Annotated in this window: 19 protein-coding genes; 10 read left to right on the top strand and 9 right to left on the bottom strand. The window is 72.9% G+C overall.

Annotation, left to right across the window (positions count from 1 at the left end):
• Window positions 1-54: 54 nt before the first annotated feature.
• Window positions 55-1,179 (bottom strand): ATP-grasp peptide maturase system methyltransferase, encoded by a 1,125-nt coding sequence (tgmC, locus tag ABTZ99_RS20045; RefSeq protein WP_499612872.1) that lies wholly within the window; start codon window positions 1,177-1,179, stop codon window positions 55-57.
• 112 nt (window positions 1,180-1,291) lie between these two features.
• Here tgmC and ABTZ99_RS20040 point away from each other — a divergent pair, with 112 nt between their 5' ends.
• The 5 genes from ABTZ99_RS20040 (at window position 1,292) to ABTZ99_RS20020 (ending at window position 4,129) form a co-directional block, all read left to right on the top strand.
• Window positions 1,292-1,798, top strand: a complete 507-nt coding sequence (locus ABTZ99_RS20040) for a helix-turn-helix domain-containing protein (protein WP_499612870.1) — start codon at window positions 1,292-1,294, stop codon at window positions 1,796-1,798.
• Between the two features lie 5 nt (window positions 1,799-1,803).
• Entirely contained in the window at window positions 1,804-2,508 is a 705-nt protein-coding gene (locus ABTZ99_RS20035) for a hypothetical protein (RefSeq protein ID WP_499612868.1), read from the top strand.
• A gap of 116 nt (window positions 2,509-2,624) precedes the next feature.
• Complete coding sequence (locus ABTZ99_RS20030) at window positions 2,625-2,909, top strand: DUF2516 family protein (protein ID WP_498776591.1); 285 nt, start codon at window positions 2,625-2,627, stop codon at window positions 2,907-2,909.
• Window positions 2,903-3,565, top strand: a complete 663-nt coding sequence (locus ABTZ99_RS20025) for an alpha/beta fold hydrolase (RefSeq protein ID WP_498776233.1) — start codon at window positions 2,903-2,905, stop codon at window positions 3,563-3,565. Before ABTZ99_RS20030 ends, ABTZ99_RS20025 begins: the two co-directional genes overlap by 7 nt.
• A 9-nt stretch (window positions 3,566-3,574) precedes the next feature.
• The gene (locus ABTZ99_RS20020; RefSeq protein WP_498776236.1) at window positions 3,575-4,129 is read left to right on the top strand and encodes a type 1 glutamine amidotransferase domain-containing protein; all 555 of its coding nucleotides are present in this window, start codon (window positions 3,575-3,577) and stop codon (window positions 4,127-4,129) included.
• 48 nt (window positions 4,130-4,177) lie between these two features.
• Here ABTZ99_RS20020 and ABTZ99_RS20015 read toward each other — a convergent pair whose 3' ends face one another.
• Window positions 4,178-4,936 carry a MerR family transcriptional regulator gene (locus ABTZ99_RS20015; protein ID WP_498776238.1) on the bottom strand — a complete coding sequence of 253 codons (759 nt, stop codon included), beginning with the start codon at window positions 4,934-4,936 and terminating at the stop codon, window positions 4,178-4,180.
• Window positions 4,937-5,007: 71 nt separating this feature from the next.
• Between ABTZ99_RS20015 and ABTZ99_RS20010 the strand changes: the two genes are divergently transcribed.
• Window positions 5,008-5,556 (top strand): YbaK/EbsC family protein, encoded by a 549-nt coding sequence (locus ABTZ99_RS20010; RefSeq protein WP_498776240.1) that lies wholly within the window; start codon window positions 5,008-5,010, stop codon window positions 5,554-5,556.
• On the opposite strand, the gene ABTZ99_RS20005 is transcribed toward ABTZ99_RS20010, so the two are convergent.
• Window positions 5,553-6,053 carry a TetR/AcrR family transcriptional regulator gene (locus ABTZ99_RS20005; RefSeq protein ID WP_499612865.1) on the bottom strand — a complete coding sequence of 167 codons (501 nt, stop codon included), beginning with the start codon at window positions 6,051-6,053 and terminating at the stop codon, window positions 5,553-5,555. The two genes, ABTZ99_RS20010 and ABTZ99_RS20005, sit on opposite strands and share 4 nt — an antisense overlap.
• Before the next feature lie 44 nt (window positions 6,054-6,097).
• Here ABTZ99_RS20005 and ABTZ99_RS20000 point away from each other — a divergent pair, with 44 nt between their 5' ends.
• Window positions 6,098-7,471, top strand: a complete 1,374-nt coding sequence (locus ABTZ99_RS20000) for an amidase (RefSeq protein WP_499612863.1) — start codon at window positions 6,098-6,100, stop codon at window positions 7,469-7,471.
• Here ABTZ99_RS20000 and ABTZ99_RS19995 read toward each other — a convergent pair.
• From ABTZ99_RS19995 to ABTZ99_RS19975, 5 genes are read right to left on the bottom strand one after another with little or no spacing between them, the layout of a single operon-like run.
• The gene (locus tag ABTZ99_RS19995; RefSeq protein WP_499612861.1) at window positions 7,443-8,510 is read right to left on the bottom strand and encodes an LOG family protein; all 1,068 of its coding nucleotides are present in this window, start codon (window positions 8,508-8,510) and stop codon (window positions 7,443-7,445) included. The two genes, ABTZ99_RS20000 and ABTZ99_RS19995, sit on opposite strands and share 29 nt — an antisense overlap.
• 44 nt (window positions 8,511-8,554) lie before the next feature.
• A complete protein-coding gene (gene purU / locus ABTZ99_RS19990; RefSeq protein ID WP_498776250.1) occupies window positions 8,555-9,433 on the bottom strand; it encodes a formyltetrahydrofolate deformylase in 879 nt (292 codons plus the stop codon).
• Window positions 9,434-9,445: 12 nt separating this feature from the next.
• Window positions 9,446-10,180 (bottom strand): maleylpyruvate isomerase family mycothiol-dependent enzyme, encoded by a 735-nt coding sequence (locus tag ABTZ99_RS19985; RefSeq protein ID WP_499612859.1) that lies wholly within the window; start codon window positions 10,178-10,180, stop codon window positions 9,446-9,448.
• 10 nt (window positions 10,181-10,190) lie between these two features.
• Complete coding sequence (locus ABTZ99_RS19980) at window positions 10,191-10,994, bottom strand: class I SAM-dependent methyltransferase (RefSeq protein WP_498776259.1); 804 nt, start codon at window positions 10,992-10,994, stop codon at window positions 10,191-10,193.
• Window positions 10,973-11,467, bottom strand: a complete 495-nt coding sequence (locus ABTZ99_RS19975; RefSeq protein WP_498776264.1) for a DUF2505 domain-containing protein — start codon at window positions 11,465-11,467, stop codon at window positions 10,973-10,975. Before ABTZ99_RS19975 ends, ABTZ99_RS19980 begins: the two co-directional genes overlap by 22 nt.
• Between ABTZ99_RS19975 and ABTZ99_RS19970 the strand changes: the two genes are divergently transcribed.
• Together ABTZ99_RS19970 and ABTZ99_RS19965 are read left to right on the top strand one after the other, a co-directional pair.
• Entirely contained in the window at window positions 11,466-12,575 is a 1,110-nt protein-coding gene (locus tag ABTZ99_RS19970) for a UDP-N-acetylmuramate dehydrogenase (RefSeq protein ID WP_498776267.1), read from the top strand. The genes ABTZ99_RS19975 and ABTZ99_RS19970 overlap by 2 nt on opposite strands.
• 182 nt (window positions 12,576-12,757) lie before the next feature.
• On the top strand, window positions 12,758-13,717 hold the full coding sequence (locus tag ABTZ99_RS19965) for a chymotrypsin family serine protease (RefSeq protein WP_498776269.1): 960 nt from the start codon (window positions 12,758-12,760) through the stop codon (window positions 13,715-13,717).
• 43 nt (window positions 13,718-13,760) lie between these two features.
• On the opposite strand, the gene ABTZ99_RS19960 is transcribed toward ABTZ99_RS19965, so the two are convergent.
• The gene (locus tag ABTZ99_RS19960; protein ID WP_499612857.1) at window positions 13,761-14,492 is read right to left on the bottom strand and encodes an SDR family NAD(P)-dependent oxidoreductase; all 732 of its coding nucleotides are present in this window, start codon (window positions 14,490-14,492) and stop codon (window positions 13,761-13,763) included.
• 90 nt (window positions 14,493-14,582) lie between these two features.
• Between ABTZ99_RS19960 and ABTZ99_RS19955 the strand changes: the two genes are divergently transcribed.
• Window positions 14,583-15,728 (top strand): L,D-transpeptidase, encoded by a 1,146-nt coding sequence (locus tag ABTZ99_RS19955; protein WP_499612855.1) that lies wholly within the window; start codon window positions 14,583-14,585, stop codon window positions 15,726-15,728.
• Window positions 15,729-15,899: the final 171 nt, after the last annotated feature.

The following is a 15,899-nucleotide window of genomic DNA, read 5'->3' as shown; positions in this document are numbered from 1 at the left end:
GCCCGGTCCGGGCGTCGACTCCGGGTGTTCCGAACGCGGGACGCGCGGGTGGGTTTACGGGAGTGGCCAGGTCAGGTCGGTGCCGTCCAGGGCGAAGTACTGGGAGGTCGGCGTCGCGGTGAAGGTGAACTGGTGGCGGCGCGGCCTGCCCAGCGCGCGCCACTGCCGGTAGGCGGCTTCGGCGACGTCCCACAGCGCCCGCGGACCGCCCTGGTCCACGACGGCGCCGCGGTGCCGGACCCACGAGCCGTCGGGGTGCACGAGGCGGATCGGGTCGGCCGCCACCGCCACCTCGGCCAGCGCCAGCCCGGCGAAGAACTCGAAGCCGCCGGCCGGGTCCAGCACGCTGCGCGAGGACAGCAGGGTCGTGCGGGACGTCGTCGGCTCCTCGGTCAGGGCCTCCAGCAGCGCCTCGTCCGCCCACTCCTGCCGGTGCGCGCGCAACGGCATGAACCGGCCGTCCTCCGGCAGCACGCGACCGGTGGCTTGCCCGTCGCGCACGGTCAGCCGCACCAGACCGGCGCCGATGGCCCGGTTGAACGTGGTCACGATCGCCCCGCCGGGCGCGGTCTGCTCCAGCCACGCCGTCGGGATGCGGGACACGGCGCACGTGCCGAGGATCCGGTCGTAGGGAGCGCGCGGCGCGTGCCCCTGCTCGCCGTCGCCCAGCACGCACGTCGGGTGGTAGCCGGCGGCGGCCAGCCGGGCCTCGGCGCGCACCAGCACGCCGGGGTCGACGTCGATCGAGGTCACGCGGTCCCCGCCGAGCACGTGGCAGAGCAGGGCGGCGTTGTAGCCGGTGCCGGTGCCGATCTCCAGCACCCGGTCGCCCGGCGCGACGGCCAGGGCCTCCAGCATGATCGCCATGATCGTCGGCATGCTCGACGAACTGGTGGGTACCCCCGTCACGGCTCCGGTGACGAGTGCTTGCTCCCACGCCCGGTCGTCGTTGTCGAGCTGGGTCACGCAGACGTCGTTGCGGTAGGCGAGCGCGAGGTGGTCGGGGTGCTCCGCGGTCACCGGCTCCCACGCGCCGTCGGGGCGCTGGACGAAGAACCCCGGCAGGAACGCGTGCCTCGGGACCTGGCGAAACGCCTCCGCCCACCGCCGGTCGCGCAACACGCCCGCGGCCAGCAGCGAGTCGGTCAGCCGGGCTCGCAGGTTCGCCGCAACGTCCACGCGCTCCACCGTAGCGCTGTGGGCGAGCACACGTCCCGATCGCTAGCAGAGCGCTTGCAGCAGCTAGCACCTCCGCGTACCGTCGACGGTGGATCGAGGAGGTGCCGCGAAGTTGGACAAGTCCATCGACGAGGCGGTGGCCGATCTCGGCCGCGACATCGGCGAGTACATCCGCCAGCAGCGCAACACGGCCAAGATCTCGTTGCGGCAGCTGGCCAAGCTCGCCGGGGTCTCCAACCCGTACCTGAGCCAGATCGAACGGGGCCTGCGCAAGCCGAGCGCGGAGATCCTGCAGCAGATCGCCAAGGGGCTGAGGATCTCGGCGGAGGCGCTGTACGTCGAGGCCGGGATCCTGGAGCAGCGCGAGGGCGGGGCCCTCGCGGACGCCATCGTCACCGCCCCCGACCTGACCGAGCGGCAGAAACAGGTGTTGCTCGACGTCTACGAGTCGTTCCGGCGGGAGAACGCCGCCGGCCGAGCCGGCAATCAGATGACTGCCGGTCGAGCCGGCGATCAGACCACCGGCGGTCGCGCCGGCGACCAGGCGACCGCCGAGGCGGAGAACACCGCAGGCGGAGCCGGCGCACCGGCCACCGCCACCCAGACCAACGAGGAGTGATCTCCATGCCGAACCTGCCCACCACCGAAGAGCTCCGCAAGGCCGGCGAGCAGGCCGTCGCCGCCGCCCGCACGCCGCTGCTGGCCGCCCTCGGCGCCGGCGACCTGGCCGCGAAGGCGGTCATCGACGCGTTGAACAAGGCCCGCGAGCGCGCCGAGTCGGCGAAGACCGCGGCCGAGTCCGCCGACCTGAAGAAGGACCTGCGCGACCGGCTGGACCCGGCCGAGCTGCGCAAGGTCGTGGACGCCTACACGCAGTCCGCGCTGAACCTCTACCAGTTCTTCGCCCAGCACGGCGAGGAGGCGCTGGAGAAGCTGAAGACCCAGCCGGGCCTGCAGAAGGCGCTGCACCAGGTCGAGGAGGCCGTCGGCACCGCGCAGAAGCGCACCGAGGCCGCCGCCGCGGACGCCCGCGTGCTGGCCGACGACGTGCTCGGCAAGGTGTCCCGCCGCACCCGCGCGGTCGGCGAGAAGGTCGCCGACGACCTGGACGACGCGAGCGAGAAGCTGGCCGAGACCGTGGTCGAGGTCGGCGGTGACGTCGCCGCCGAGGTGCGCGAGACGAGCCGCAAGGCCGCGCCGCGCAAGCCGGCCGCGACGAAGCCGGTCACCACGACCAAGCCCGCGGGCGTCGCGAAGCCCGCGAGCCCGACCAAGACCGCGGCCACCCGCTCGACCGCGGCGAAGAAGCCGACCGACAGCGGCAAGTGACCCGACCGTGACGGGGCGTCCCACCAAGGGCGCCCCGTTTCGGCTGTACCACGACAGCGCCACGCACGTAGGCTGGAGACGTGTTGCCACCATTCCCGCCGTTCAGTCCTCTCTTCCTGGACTTCTGGGTCATGTTCGCGGCGTACTACGCCGCGTTGGTCATGGGCGTGTTCGCCTTCGCGCACGCGCTCTCGCAGCGGGCCGACGCCTTCACGGCGGCCGAGCGCATGACCAAGCCCGCGTGGCTCGGCATCACCGGCGGTGGCGCGTTCGCGCTGCTGCTGTTCCACCCGTTCTCCGCCGGCGGCATGTTCTGGCTCGCCGGGCTGGTCGCGGTCACGGTGTACGTGGTCGACGTCCGGCCCCGGCTGATCGAGGTCCAGCGCGGCCCGCGGTGGTGACGCACCGGAGCTTCGGCTCCGGCGCGCCCGTCACGCTCGTCGGCCACGGCCTGGGCGCGACACCCGGCGAAGCCCGCCTGCCCACCTCCGGGCTGCCGGGCACGAAAGTGGTGGTCACCCTCCCCTCGCACGGCGACGCGCCGGACGCGCCCGAGGGCTACTGGACCTACCGGCGCATCGCCGCCGACCTGCGTGGAGCGGCACGGGAGACCGGCGCGACCCGGGCGGTCGGCGTGTCGTTGACCGCGGGCGCGCTGCTGGCCCTGCTCGCCGACGAACCCGACGCGTTCGACCGCGTCGCCCTCCTGCTGCCCGCCGTGCTGGACGAGCCGAGGCGCCTGCTCGACCGCGAGGAGGCGATCACCGCCGTCGGCGGACCACCCGGCTACCAGGCCGAACGGCGACAGGCGTTCGCGCGGCTCGACGGCGCGCTGGCCGAGCTGCCCGGCCAGGTCGCGGTCACCGACCGCGCGGCGCTGGCCCGCGTCACGGCCCCCGTGCTGGTGGTCGGCGCGACGGACGACCCGCTGCACCCCGAGGACGTGGCGAAGCAGGTGGCCGCCGCGTTCCCGAACGGCCGGGTGGAGCTCGTGCCGTCGTGGTCGACCCACCGCGCCGACGTCCGCGGGTGGTTGGTCGACTTCCTGCGGGGGTAGCCGAACCGCATGGCCGAACAGAAGAGGATCGCATTCCTGGTCGACACGGAGGGCATCGAGCAGGTCGAGCTGACCGAGCCCTGGCAGCACGTGGAGAAGGCCGGTGCCGTGCCGAGGCTGCTCGCGCCCAAGCTCGGCACGGTGCAGGCGTACGACCACCTCACGCCCGCCGACACGTTCGACGTGGACGTGCCGTTCGCGCACGCGGACCCGATGGACTACGACGCCGTGGTGATCCCGGGTGGCGTGGCCAACGCCGACAACCTCAGGCTCGACCGCGACGCGGTGAAGTTCGTCAAGCAGCACGTCGCCGCGGGCAAGCCGGTCGCGGCGATCTGCCACGGGCCGTGGCTGCTGGTGGAGGCGGACGTGGTGCGCGGCAAGCAGCTGACCTCGTTCCCGAGCCTGGCCACCGACCTCCGCAACGCGGGCGCCGACTGGGCGGACGTGGAGGTGCGGGTCTGCGACGTGGCCGGGTGGACCCTGGTCACCAGCCGCAAGCCCGACGACCTGCCGGCGTTCAACCGCGAGGCGCTCAAGGCCTTCGGGCTCCAGGACCTCTGACGCGCCCCGGACCGGGTCCACGGGGATGTGCACCTCCCCGTGGCCGCGCTAGAGCCTGGCCGTCGCGTACACCGCGATCGCGTCGCGGACGTACTCGGCGAAGCCCTCGGCGTGCGCGTCGAACTGCGCCTTGAACTCCGGCGAGTCCACGTACAGCTCACCGAGCCCGGTGTAGGACTCCCGGTTCGGCGTCCAGCTCAGGCAGATCCACCGGTAGTGCCGGTCGGTCACGTCCAGCGCGCGCGGCGCGTCGGCCGGGACGCCGGCGTCGAACAGCTCGGCGTAGGCCTTCCCGATGGCCTGCCACTCCGCCTTGAACCCCTCGGCGTCGGCCTTGGTCCAGCCCTTCATCCGGCGCTTGCTCTCGTCGACGTGCTCCTGGACGCCCTCGCCGTAGCGCTCCACCAGTTCCGCCTCGTAGCGGGCCTGGCGGTCGGCGTCGAAGCCGTCGAACAGCTCTTCCAGTGCCACTTCGTCACCCCCTTCCAGTTCCTCGATCGTGCGGGAGACGGTCCGGGCCAGCTTCGCCAGCCGCTCCTGCTCGGTGGCCAGCCACCGCGCGTGGTTGCGCAGCACGTCGACCGCCCGGTGCCGCCCGTCCAGGACCTCGGCCACGGTGTCGAGGCCGAGTCCCAGGTCGCGCAGCAGCAGGATGCGCTGGAGCCGGTGCAACTGCTCGCGCTCGTAGTAGCGGTAGCCGTTGTCGCCGACCCACGCCGGTTCGAGCAGGCCGATCGCGTCGTAGTGCCGCAACGTCCGCGAAGTCACCTTCGACATCCGCGCGACCTGTGCGATCGACCAGGCCATGACCGTGCTCCCTCCCTGTGCCGACCACGGTAGGGGTTGACGTAGCGTCAACGTCAAGCGCGGCCGGCAGGATGGCCGGTGTGTGGACCATCGCGGGAACCCTGACCCCCTTGCCCGTGCTCGACCGGCTCGACCTGGTCGCGGACCCGGTCGCCGCGGCGTTGAGGTCGATGGCGGACGGCGCGCGGCTCGCGGTCGCGGAGATCGACCCCGGGCTGGCGGACACGGCCGAGTTCTGCGCGCACTACGGCTCGCCGTTGGCGGCGTCGGCGAACTGCGTCGTCGTCGCGGGCAAGCGCGGCGAGACCGTCCGGTACGCGGCGTGCGTCGTGCTCGCGACCACCCGCGCGGACGTGAACGGCGTCGTCCGGCGGCGGCTGGACGCGCGCAAGGCGTCGTTCGCGCCGATGGACGACGCGGTGTCGCTCAGCGGCATGGAGTACGGCGGCATCACGCCGATCGGCCTGCCCGAGGACTGGCCCGTGCTGCTGTCGCCCGAGGTGGCGGCGGCGCCGGAACTGGTCATCGGCAGCGGCATCCGGGGCAGCAAGGTCCTGGTGCCGGGCGAGGTGCTGGCCAAGCTGCCGAACGCCGAGGTCGTCGAGGGCCTGGCCCGCTAGCCCGCCAGGTGCCGGTCGAGCACTTCGCGCGCCTGGTCGTGCGTGAGGTGCCCGATGAGCACGTGCGTGGTGAGGCCGTCGGCCAGCGCCAGCACCGTGCGCGCCCGCCCGCGGTCGCCGAGGAGCCTGGTGAACATGTCCTCGAGGTCGGCGTAGCTCGCGCGCAGGACGGGCGCGAGCGCCGGGCTGACGGCCGCCTGCGCGACGAACGCGAGCCACACCCTGGCTTCGGCGCGCTCGGGCAGCGCGACGGCACGTGCCGCCTCGGCCGCGGTGCCGCCGGCCCGGCCCAGGACGCGCTTGCCGACCTCTTCCAGCGCGAACCGCAGCATCTCGTCCTTGGTGCGGAAACACCGCTGCACCGCCCCCATCGAGACGTCAGCGCGCGCTGCGACGTCCCTCAGGGTCACGCCTTCGAGGCCGCGTTCGTCGGCGAGCAGGAACACCGCGTCGGTGATCTGCCGGCGCCGGGATTCGTATTCGACCTGCTTGGGCACCCGTGGATACTATTCGATGCACTTGCATCGGAACAGGGGGCGTCATGTGGGACTGGACGGCGGCGGAGCAGGCCGCCGCGGTGCGCTCGGGCCGCGTCACGGCGGTCGCGCTGGTGGAGAGCCACCTGGAGCGGATCGCGGCGGTGAACCCGGTGGTCAACGCGATCACGCGGCTGGTGGCCGAGCAGGCGCTGGCCGAGGCGGCGGAGCTCGACCGGGACGGTGCGCGCGGGCCGCTGGCCGGTGTGCCGTTCACGGTGAAGGAGAGCATCGCGATCGGCGGCGTGCCGACGACCCACGGCGCGGTGCGGTTCAAGGACTTCGTGACGCCGCTGGACGCGCCGCCGGTGGCGCGGCTGCGCGCGGCGGGCGCGATCCCGATCGGGCACTCGAACATGCCGACGCTCACGTTGGCCGGCGTGCACACGCGCAGCGAGCTGTTCGGCGACACGGTCAACCCGTGGGACCCGGCCGTCACGCCCGGCGGGTCCAGCGGCGGCGACGGGGTGGCGGTGGCGACCGGGATGGCGGGGTTGGGGCTGGGCAACGACGCCGGCGGCTCGGTGCGCGTCCCGGCGGCGTTCTGCGGCGTGGCCGGGTTGAAGCCGACCTACGGGCGGTTCCCGGCCGACCACCGGCTCGGTCCGGACGACCCGCCGCTGGGCGCGCAGCTGTTCGTGGTGGACGGGCCGCTCGCCCGCACCGTCGGTGACCTGCGGCTCGCGTTCGAGGCGTTGGCCGGCACGTCGCCGCGCGACCCGAGGGCGGTGCCCGTGCCGCTGACCGGGCCGCCGGTGCCGCGTCGGGTGGCGGTGGTCGCCGATCCCGGCGGCACGGGGGTCGACCCGGTGGTGCGGGCCGCGGTCGAGGACGCCGCAGGCGTGCTGTCGGACGCCGGGTACGAGGTGGTCGAGGCGGACGTGCCGGTGCTGGACGAGGCGCTGGCGGCGTACGGGGGCATGCTGATGACGGAGTTCGCGCCGAGCTGGCCGGTGGTGCGGACGTTGCTCGGCGCGGAAGGCCACCGGTACATCGAGATGTCGATGGCGAAGACCGCGCCGGTGGACGTCGCGGAGTACGTGCGGCTCACGGGCGTGCTGCTGGGCGTGAAGCGGGCGTGGGCGCAGTTCCTGGACCGGTTCCCGCTGGTGCTCGGGCCGGTGTTCACCGCCCGTCCGCCCGCGCCCGGGGTGGAGTCGCGCTCGATCGAGGGGCACGACCTGGTGACCGGCGCGATGCGGCTGTGCACCGCGACGACCTTCGTCGGCCTGCCGGCGGTGGCCGTGCCGACCGGGGTGGTCGACGGGCTGCCCGTCGGCGTGCAGCTGGTCGGTCGGGCCTACCGCGAGGACGTGTGCCTGGACGCGGCCGAGGTGGTGCAGCGGGTGATCACCCCGCGTACTCCCGCAGGAAGCTGACGGCCTCGTCCGCGTCGTCGGTGACGAGGATCCAGCGCTCGGCCTCCCGGCCGCGGGCCAGGCGTCGCACCAGCGGCGCGGCCGGCACCTCGTCGACCCAGAAGTCCTCGCCCAGGAACACCATCGGCGCGGCCGGGCCGACCGAGCCGTAGTGGTTCTGGCAGTAGTCCTGGAAGACCTCCTGCACGGTGCCCGCGCTGCCCGGCGTGTAGATGATGCCGCCGGTGGCGACGGTGAGCAGGCCCTCCTCGCGGACGGAGTTGGCGAAGTACTTGGCGTGCAGCTCGCACGCCGGGTTCGGCGGTTCGTGGCCGTAGAACCAGGTCGGGATGCCGATCGTGCGCGGTCGGTCGGAGGTGGGCAGGTCGGTGGGGCACGCGGCGATCCAGCGGCCGATGGACTCCGCGTCCCCGCCGAACGCGGGCGCCTTCGACAGGTCCTTCAACGTCGGCTCGTCCACGCCGACCCGCACGCCCAGCGGCACGGCCTCCATCACGCCCGGACCGCCGCCGGTCAGCACGGTGAACCCGGCTTCGCCGAGCGCCGCGCCCAGCCCGACGGCCCGCCGGTAGCCGTCGGTGTCGCGGCCGAGCGCGTGCCCGCCCATCACGGCGACCGGGCGTTCGGCGAGCGCGTCGTCCAGCGCCTCGGTGATCGCGTGGTCGTGCAGGCGTTCGGCGAGGGCGTGCAGCGGGTCCGGGTTGTGGCCCCTGGCGCGGGTGTGCCGGTAGATGACGGCGTCCGGGGTGTCGGCGTAGGACAGCGGGTCGCCCGGGTCGAAACCGGCGAACAGCTCGGCCGGCGTGTAGAGCCGCGACCGGTACACGTCGTAGGGCAGGTCGGGGATGGTCGGGAACACCAGCGCCCCGGCCGCCGCCGCGCGCCGCTGGGCGAGCGGCGAGAGCGTGCAGCCGAGGAACAGCGCGCCGTCCATCGGCACGCGCAGCTCTTCCCCGCTCAGGTCGAGCCCGACGAGGACGGCGTTCCGCAGCTCGGACGCCGCGCGGACCTGGTCGAGGTCGGTGTACTCGGTGCGCACCGGCGCAGCCTACGTGCGGGCCGCCACCCCGGATCGGGGTTTCCTCAGAAGATGACGGTCTGGTTGCCGTGCACCAGGACGCGGTCCTCCAGGTGCCACCGCAGACCGCGCGACAGCACGACCTTCTCGATGTCGCGCCCCTTGCGCACCATGTCGTTGACGGAGTCGGTGTGGTCCACCCGGATCACGTCCTGCTCCACGATCGGGCCCTGGTCGAGGTCCGCGGTCACGTAGTGGCACGTGGCGCCGACCAGCTTCACGCCCCGGCTGTGCGCCTGGTGGTACGGCCGCGCCCCGATGAACGACGGCAGGAAGCTGTGGTGGATGTTCAACGCCCGCCCGGCCCAGTCCGCGCACAGCTCGGCGGGCAGGATCTGCATGAACCGCGCCAGCACCACCGCGTGCGGCCGGTGGGCGTCGACGAGCTGCCGCAGCTGCGCGAACGCCGCCGCCTTGCCCTCCGGGTCGTTCGCCGGGAACGGCACGTGGTGGAACGGGATGCCGTGCGCCCTGGTGATCCCGGCCAGGTCGGCGTGGTTGCCGATGACCGCGGACACGTCGACGTCCAGCTCGTGCGACGCCACCCGGCCCAGCAGGTCGTACAGGCAGTGGCCCTCCTTGGACACCAGGATCACCACCCGCCTGCGCTCGCCGGAGTCGGCGACCCGCCACGAGCCGGGGTGCGCACCCAGCTCGCGGGCCACTTCCGCGAACCGGACCCGCAGCTCCTCCACGTCGAACGGCAGCGAGTCGGCCCGGACCTCCTGGCGGGTGAAGAACCAGTTGGTGGTCGGGTCGGTGTGGTAGGCCGCCTCGACGATCCAGCCACCGTGCTCGGCCAGGAACGAGGAGATCCGGGCCACGATGCCGGTGCGGTCGGGGCAGCCGAAGGTGATCACGTAGCGTCGTTCAGGCAGAGGCACGACCGGAAGTATCTACGGTCGCGGCAGCCCGTCCAGCAGTGACCTGTCACCCGATGTGATGGCGCCGCTCGGCCTGCCCCACGCCGCCCGGTAGACCGCGTCGGCGGTGCCGGCCACGGTGGCGTCCTCGTCGGTGCCGGAGTCGGTGATCGGACCCACCTCGGGCGGCTGACCGGGCGTGAGCCGCACCTCCCAGGCACGGCTCGCGTCGGCGGCGTGGAACAGCACCCGCCCCGTCCGCGCGATCGGCCTGCGCCGCGCGCCGGTCAGCAGCATCCGGGTCAGGAACTCGTCCACCCCGTCGGCCGCGAACTCGACGTCGAACAGCAGGGACGGCACGTCCGCGCCGTGCCGGGCGTGCTCGGCGTCGAGCCGGTGGATCGCGGTCTCGTGCGCCTGCCGGCGTGACCAGAAGCCGAAGGTCTTGGGCCCGACGAACGTCCACGCGGGCGTGTTCGACGTGGAGCCGAGCAGGGTGTCGGTCAGCTCGACGACCTTCTTGTCCCACCAGGCGAACAGCTCGTCCCAGTCGGCGGGGCGCTCTTCGGGCTTGACCCAGTCCGCGTCCACCGGCGTGTGCAGCGCCCGCAGCGCCCAGGAGTGGACCATCGCCACGTGGTCGACGAGCCCGCGCACCGTCCAGCCGGGGCAGGTGGACACCTGCGCCTCCGGCCCGGCGGCCAGGGCGGCGGCACGCAGTGCGGCGTACTGGGTCCTGATGTGCTGGACGAAATCGGCGTGGTCCACTCCGCACAGCCTAGGGACTCACCACGTCCCAGGACAGGGTGATCTCGCCGAGCCGCCAGCGCTTCCGGTCGTCCAGCACCGGCCAGCCGCGGTCGGCCAGCAGCCGCACGGACTCCACCCACCGCGCCCGCGGGCCGTAGGGCGCGAACGGCGCGCACGTCGCCCAGCACGCGTCCAGTTCGCAGAGCAGGGCGTGCACCTTCTCGCCGGGCACGTTGTGGTGGATCAACGCCTTCGGCAGCCGCTCGGCGAGGTCACCAGGGGTCTCCAGGTCGGCGGGCAGGCAGGACAGCGTGAACGTTTGCGGCCCGTCCGCGGTCAACGCGACCCAGCAGCAACGGCGGCCGATCTCGTCGCACGTGCCCTCGACCAGCACGCCGCCGGGCGCGAGGCGGCCGACCATGGTGTCCCACGCCTCGGCCGCCTGCTCCTCGGTGTACTGCCGGAGCACGTTGAACGCGCGCAGCAGCAGCGGGCGCGCGCCGGCCAGCTCGAACCCGCCGCGCCGGAAGTCGAGGCCGGGCGGGTCGGCGACCTCCTTGCCCGCGGCGACCCGGTCGGCGTCGAGCTCCAGGCCGAGCACGCGGACGGCCGGGTTCACGGCGCGCAGCCGTGCCGCCATCTCGACGGTGGTGATCGGCGAGGAGCCGTAGCCGAGGTCGACCACCAGCGGTTCGGGCGCGGAGAGCAGGTCGCGGTAGGTGTGCGCGACCCACCGGTCGACCCGGCGCAGGCGGTTCGGGTTGGTGGTGCCCCTCGTGGGCAGGCCGAGCGCGCGCGCCCGGCCCGCGGCTAGGCGCGGCGTGCGAGCCATTCGGCGGTGAACTCGGATTCCTTGTCGAGCAGCAGCGAGACCTGTTCGGCGATCATCGCCTCCAGCTTGCCGCCCATGATCGGGATGCCCACCTTGACCTGACCCGTGAGGGTGAGTTCGCTCCCACTCGCGGTGTCGGCGAGCGTGATCGTGCCGTCCAGCCGGCCCGGGACGCCGTTCAGCGTCACCTCGACCGTGCCCGCGTAACCGGCCTCGGTCCACGACTCGGCGCGGTCGATGACGAGGTCGCCGCCGAGCAGGCCGCGGGCCACCGACGGCAGCTTGTCGGCGGGCACACCCTGCTTGAGCTGGTAGGACGTGCTCTGGTCGGTGGTGGTGAAGGCGACCAGCTCCGGGTTCGTGCCACCCAGTTCGGCGAGCCGGTCGCGCAGGTACGTCTGGTCGACCAACGCTGCGTACACGTCCCGTGCCGGCCAGCGGGACGTGGTTCGGTGCTCGATGCGGCGTGCCATGTCGCGGAGGCTACCGTTCACGGTCGTGACCACCCCGCCCTCCAGTGCCCGTGTGCCGCTGGCCGAGTGCACCACGCTGCGGCTCGGTGGCCCTGCGACGAGGTTCACGCGCGCTGCCACAGCCGCCGAGCTGGTCGAGACCGTCCGCGCGCTGGACGCGGCCGGCGAGCCGTTGTTGCTGCTCGGCGGCGGTTCGAACCTGGTGGTGTCCGATGCCGGGTTCGCCGGCACGGTGGTGGCCGTCGGCACGTCCGGCCGTCGGCTCGACCCGTTGGGCGACGGCCTCGTGCAGCTGACCGTGGAGGCGGGCGAGGACTGGGACTCGGTCGTCGCGGAGGCCGTGGCGCAGGGGTTGGGCGGGCTGGAGTGCCTGTCCGGCATCCCGGGCCTGGTCGGCGCGACGCCGGTGCAGAACGTCGGCGCGTACGGCGTCGAGGTGGCGCAGGTGCTGACCTCGGTGGACCTGCTGGACCGGCGCACGGGTCGCGTGCACCAGGTGCCGGCGGACGGCCTGGGCCTGGCCTACCGGACCAGCGTGCTGAAGGGCACCGACCACGCGGTGGTGCTGCGGGCGCGGTTCGCGCTGACCGCGGGCGGGCAGTCCGCGCCCATCCGGTACGGCGAGCTGGCCAGGGTGCTCGGCGTCGCGCCGGGCGACCGGGTGCCCGCCGACGCGGCCCGCAAGGCGGTGCTGGAGCTGCGGCGCGGCAAGGGCATGGTCCTGGACGCGACGGATCACGACACGTGGAGCGCGGGCTCGTTCTTCACCAACCCGCTGCTGGACGACTCGACGTTGGCCGGGGTGCTGATCCGGATCGCCGAGCGGCTCGGGCCGCAGGTGGAGGTGCCGACGTACCCGGCGGGGGCCGGGTACTCGAAGCTGTCGGCGGCGTGGCTGATCGAGCGGGCCGGGTTCGGGCGCGGGCACCGCGGGCCGGGTGGCCGGGTGGCGTTGTCGGGCAAGCACACGCTGGCGCTGACCAACCGGGGCGGCGCGTCGACGGAGGACCTGCTGGACCTGGCGCGCGAGGTGCGGGACGGGGTGCGGGCGGCGTTCGGGGTGGAGCTGCTCCCGGAGCCGGTGTTGGTGGGCTGCGAGCTCGGGTGAGGCGGGCCGGCCGTCGGCTCCGGCACGCCCTCGGCGGCGTGGGCGGGTCGTCGGGCGGTGGACGGGTGTGGCTCTGCGTCGCCGGACGCCGCCGACCGTTGAACCGCCGAACGGGTGACTGGGTGTGACGAATCCTCACTCCACGCGTTTCATGGAGGTAGGGGCACCTGTTGGAGGTCGTCATGGCCTACCCCGACGATCGCGCGAACGTCAGGCCGATCAAGAAGCTGGTTGAGGACGATTTCCTGAGCCGGCCCGGCGTGGTGGGTGTCGACCTCGGCGAGAAGACCGTCGGCGGCCGGGCGACCGGCCGGCTGGCGATCGTCGTGTTCGTCCGCCGCAAGGGCGACGCCGCGCAGTTCGCCATCCCGCCGGACGTGCTGGGCGTGCCGACGGACGTGGTCGAGGACACGTTCTGGCCGCACCACACCATCGCGTCGCCCGAGGGCGTGAGCGGTGCGGAGCGGCACGAGTCGCTGGCCGGTGGCATCGGGATCGGGCCGAGCCGGGCGATCCGGTTCGTGCCGCCGGACGTGCCGGAGGTGGACGACTACGTGGTGGCCGGGACGCTGGGCGCGCTGGTCACGCCGAGGTGCCGGAACACCGTGATGGCGTTGACGTCGTTCCACGTGGCCTGCGTGGACGACGCCTGGGCGGTCGGCGACCCGATGGTGCACCCGTCCCGGGTCGACGGCGGGCACCCGGTGCACGACCGGGTCGGCGTGCTGGCGCGGGCGGCGTTGTCGGCGCGCGTGGACGCCGCCGCGATCACGTTGACGACACCGCGCGTGCGGCCCGAGGTGGTGGGGTTGGGCGCGGTGACGGGTGGTGCGCGGGCGCGGGTCGGCGACCGGGTGCGCAAGCGCGGCCGGACGACGGCGGTCACGGAGGGCGTGGTGGCGTCGACGGACGCGGCGATCACGCTCGACTTCGGGGTGCAGCTGGGCGTGCGGACGCTGTACGACCAGATCCGGATCGAGACGCCCCGGTTCGCCGATCACGGCGACTCGGGCGCGGTGCTGCTCGACGACGCGAACCGCGTGGTCGGGTTGTACTGCGGCGGGAGCCCGGACCGGGGGTTCGCGAACCCCATCGGTCCGGTGCTCGACCAGTTGGACGTGGAGCTGCTGACGTCGGGGTGATGCCGTTCGGTGGTCCTGTGCGGTTTGGTCGGGTCTGATCCGGTCAGGCCCGGTGCACCCGCGAAGCGGAGGCCTGTGCGCGGGGCTTGAGGACGATCTGGTCCAGGTTGACGTGCGGCGGCCTGGTCACCGCGAACGCGATCACGTCCGCCACGTCGTCCGCGGTCAGCGGTGTCACGCCCTGGTAGACGGCCGCGGCCCGGTCGGCGTCGCCGTCGAACCGGTTGACGGAGAAGTCGGTCTCGACCATGCCGGGGAGGATCTCGGTCACGCGCACGGGTTGGCCGAGCAGCTCGCCGCGCAGCGTGCGGTGCAGCGCGGACTGGGCGTGCTTGGCGGAGGTGTAGCCGGAGCCGTTGTCGTAGGCCTCGTAGGCGGCGACCGAGGTGACGGTGACCACGTGCCCGTCACCGGAGGCGATCAGCTTCGGCAGCAGGCCCTTGGTGACGCGCAGCGTGCCGAGCACGTTGGTCTCCCACATCCACCGCCAGTGCTCCTCGTCGGCCTCGGCGACGCTTGCCAGGCCGCGCGCGCCGCCGGCGTTGTTGACCAGCACGTTCGCGGCGGGGACGGCGTCGAGGAAGGACTCGACCGACGGGGCGGAGGTGACGTCGAGCTCGACCGCGGTGCCCTCGATCTCATCCGCGATAGCCTTGAGGAGGTCGACCCGCCGAGCGCCGAGCACCACGTGGAAGCCCTCGGCGGCGAGCCTGCGGGCGGTGGCCTCGCCGATGCCCGCACTGGCTCCGGTCACGACTGCGATAGGACGGTTCACACCGGGGATCCTAGGCGTGGGACGCGGATGTGACGCGAATCACTCGCACCGGGAGTCGGGTGGGACGTCCTTCGATCAGGAGGTCGTAACGTGCACAGGACAGTGGCGGCTCTGCTGCTCGGCTTGGCCCTGGTGGCGGGCTGCTCGGCGAAGGTGGAAACGGGCACCGCCAAACCGATCGGCGGCGACAACCCACCGGTGGCCAAGTTCACCACCGCGCCCGCGGACGGCGCGGTGGACGCCCCCGTGAACGCGCCGGTGCAGGTCACCGTGGCCGAGGGCACGATCGACCAGGTCGCGGTCACCAACCCGGAGGGCAAGGCCGTCGAGGGCAAGCTCGCCGAGGACAAGAAGTCGTGGTCCAGCACGGAGCCGCTCGGGTTCGGCAAGGCGTACACCTACGCGGGCAAGGCGACCGGGACGGACGGCAGGCCGGTCGAGCTGAAGGGCGGGTTCACGACGGTGAACCCCGCGTCGCAGGTGCGCGCGACGCTGTTCCCCGGCGACAACCAGACCATGGGCGTGGCGGTGCCGATCAAGATCGACTTCGACGCCGACGTCGCGGATCGCGCGACGGTGGAGAAGGCGCTGACCGTGACGAACTCCGCCGGGGTCAAGGGCAGTTGGGCGTGGCTCAGCTCGCGCGAGGTCCACTACCGGCCGGAGCAGTACTGGCCCGCGAACACCCAGATCCACGTCGAGGCGAAGCTGTACGGGGTGCCCTACGGTGGCGGTGCGTACGGTCGCGCGGACGTGACCAGCGACTTCACCATCGGCCGCAACCAGGTCGTGAAGATCGACACGCCGTCGCACCAGCTGGTCGTGCAGCGTGACGGGCAGACCGTGGCGACCTACCCGGCGTCGTTCGGCAAGGACGACGACCCGAACCTGGCCACGCCGAACGGCACGTTCGTGGTGATGCAGAAGTTCGACACGTGGAGCTTCGACAACCCCCAGTACGGCTACACCAACGTCGTGAAGAAGTGGTCGGTGCGGTTCTCCAACCACGGTGAGTTCATCCACGAGAACAACGACAACGCGGCGAACATCGGCAAGCTCAACTCGTCGCACGGGTGCGCGAACCTGTTGGAGGCCGATGCCAAGGCGTACTACGACAGCGCGATGGTCGGTGATCCGGTGGAGGTGACCGGGTCGGTCACGACGTTGCCGGCGCAGTTCGACTGGTACGACTGGCAGATCCCTTGGGCGCAGTGGCAGACGATGTCCGCGCTGTGAAGACCTGACTGCTCGCGCAGGTTCGGGTCGGTGGTCACACTCAGGTCCGGCTCGAGTGGCGGAGCGGTGCGGGTCAGGTCCGGCTCGATTTGACATGGGGCCCTTACGGGCACTCCAGGCAGGCCAAAGCCGGCAGGCCCGGCGGGGAAGAGCGTCCCGCCAGGCCTGCCG

Source organism: Actinosynnema sp. NPDC002837 (assembly GCF_040295345.1).
Classification (GTDB): Bacteria; Actinomycetota; Actinomycetes; order Mycobacteriales; family Pseudonocardiaceae; genus Actinosynnema.
The sequence above is the reverse complement of the archived record's forward strand: the minus strand, read 5'-3'. Positions and strand labels throughout refer to the sequence as shown.

Coding starts and splice junctions, on each gene's coding strand:
- ABTZ99_RS20035 (WP_499612868.1), top strand. CDS start 1,804: ATGCCGAACCTGCCCACCACCGAAGAGCTCCGCAAGGCCGGCGAGCAG.
- ABTZ99_RS20020 (WP_498776236.1), top strand. CDS start 3,575: ATGGCCGAACAGAAGAGGATCGCATTCCTGGTCGACACGGAGGGCATC.
- ABTZ99_RS20015 (WP_498776238.1), bottom strand. CDS start 4,936: ATGGCCTGGTCGATCGCACAGGTCGCGCGGATGTCGAAGGTGACTTCG.
- ABTZ99_RS20010 (WP_498776240.1), top strand. CDS start 5,008: ATGGCCGGTGTGTGGACCATCGCGGGAACCCTGACCCCCTTGCCCGTG.
- ABTZ99_RS20000 (WP_499612863.1), top strand. CDS start 6,098: ATGTGGGACTGGACGGCGGCGGAGCAGGCCGCCGCGGTGCGCTCGGGC.
- ABTZ99_RS19980 (WP_498776259.1), bottom strand. CDS start 10,994: ATGGCTCGCACGCCGCGCCTAGCCGCGGGCCGGGCGCGCGCGCTCGGC.
- ABTZ99_RS19970 (WP_498776267.1), top strand. CDS start 11,466: ATGTCGCGGAGGCTACCGTTCACGGTCGTGACCACCCCGCCCTCCAGT.
- ABTZ99_RS19975 (WP_498776264.1), bottom strand. CDS start 11,467: ATGGCACGCCGCATCGAGCACCGAACCACGTCCCGCTGGCCGGCACGG.
- ABTZ99_RS19965 (WP_498776269.1), top strand. CDS start 12,758: ATGGCCTACCCCGACGATCGCGCGAACGTCAGGCCGATCAAGAAGCTG.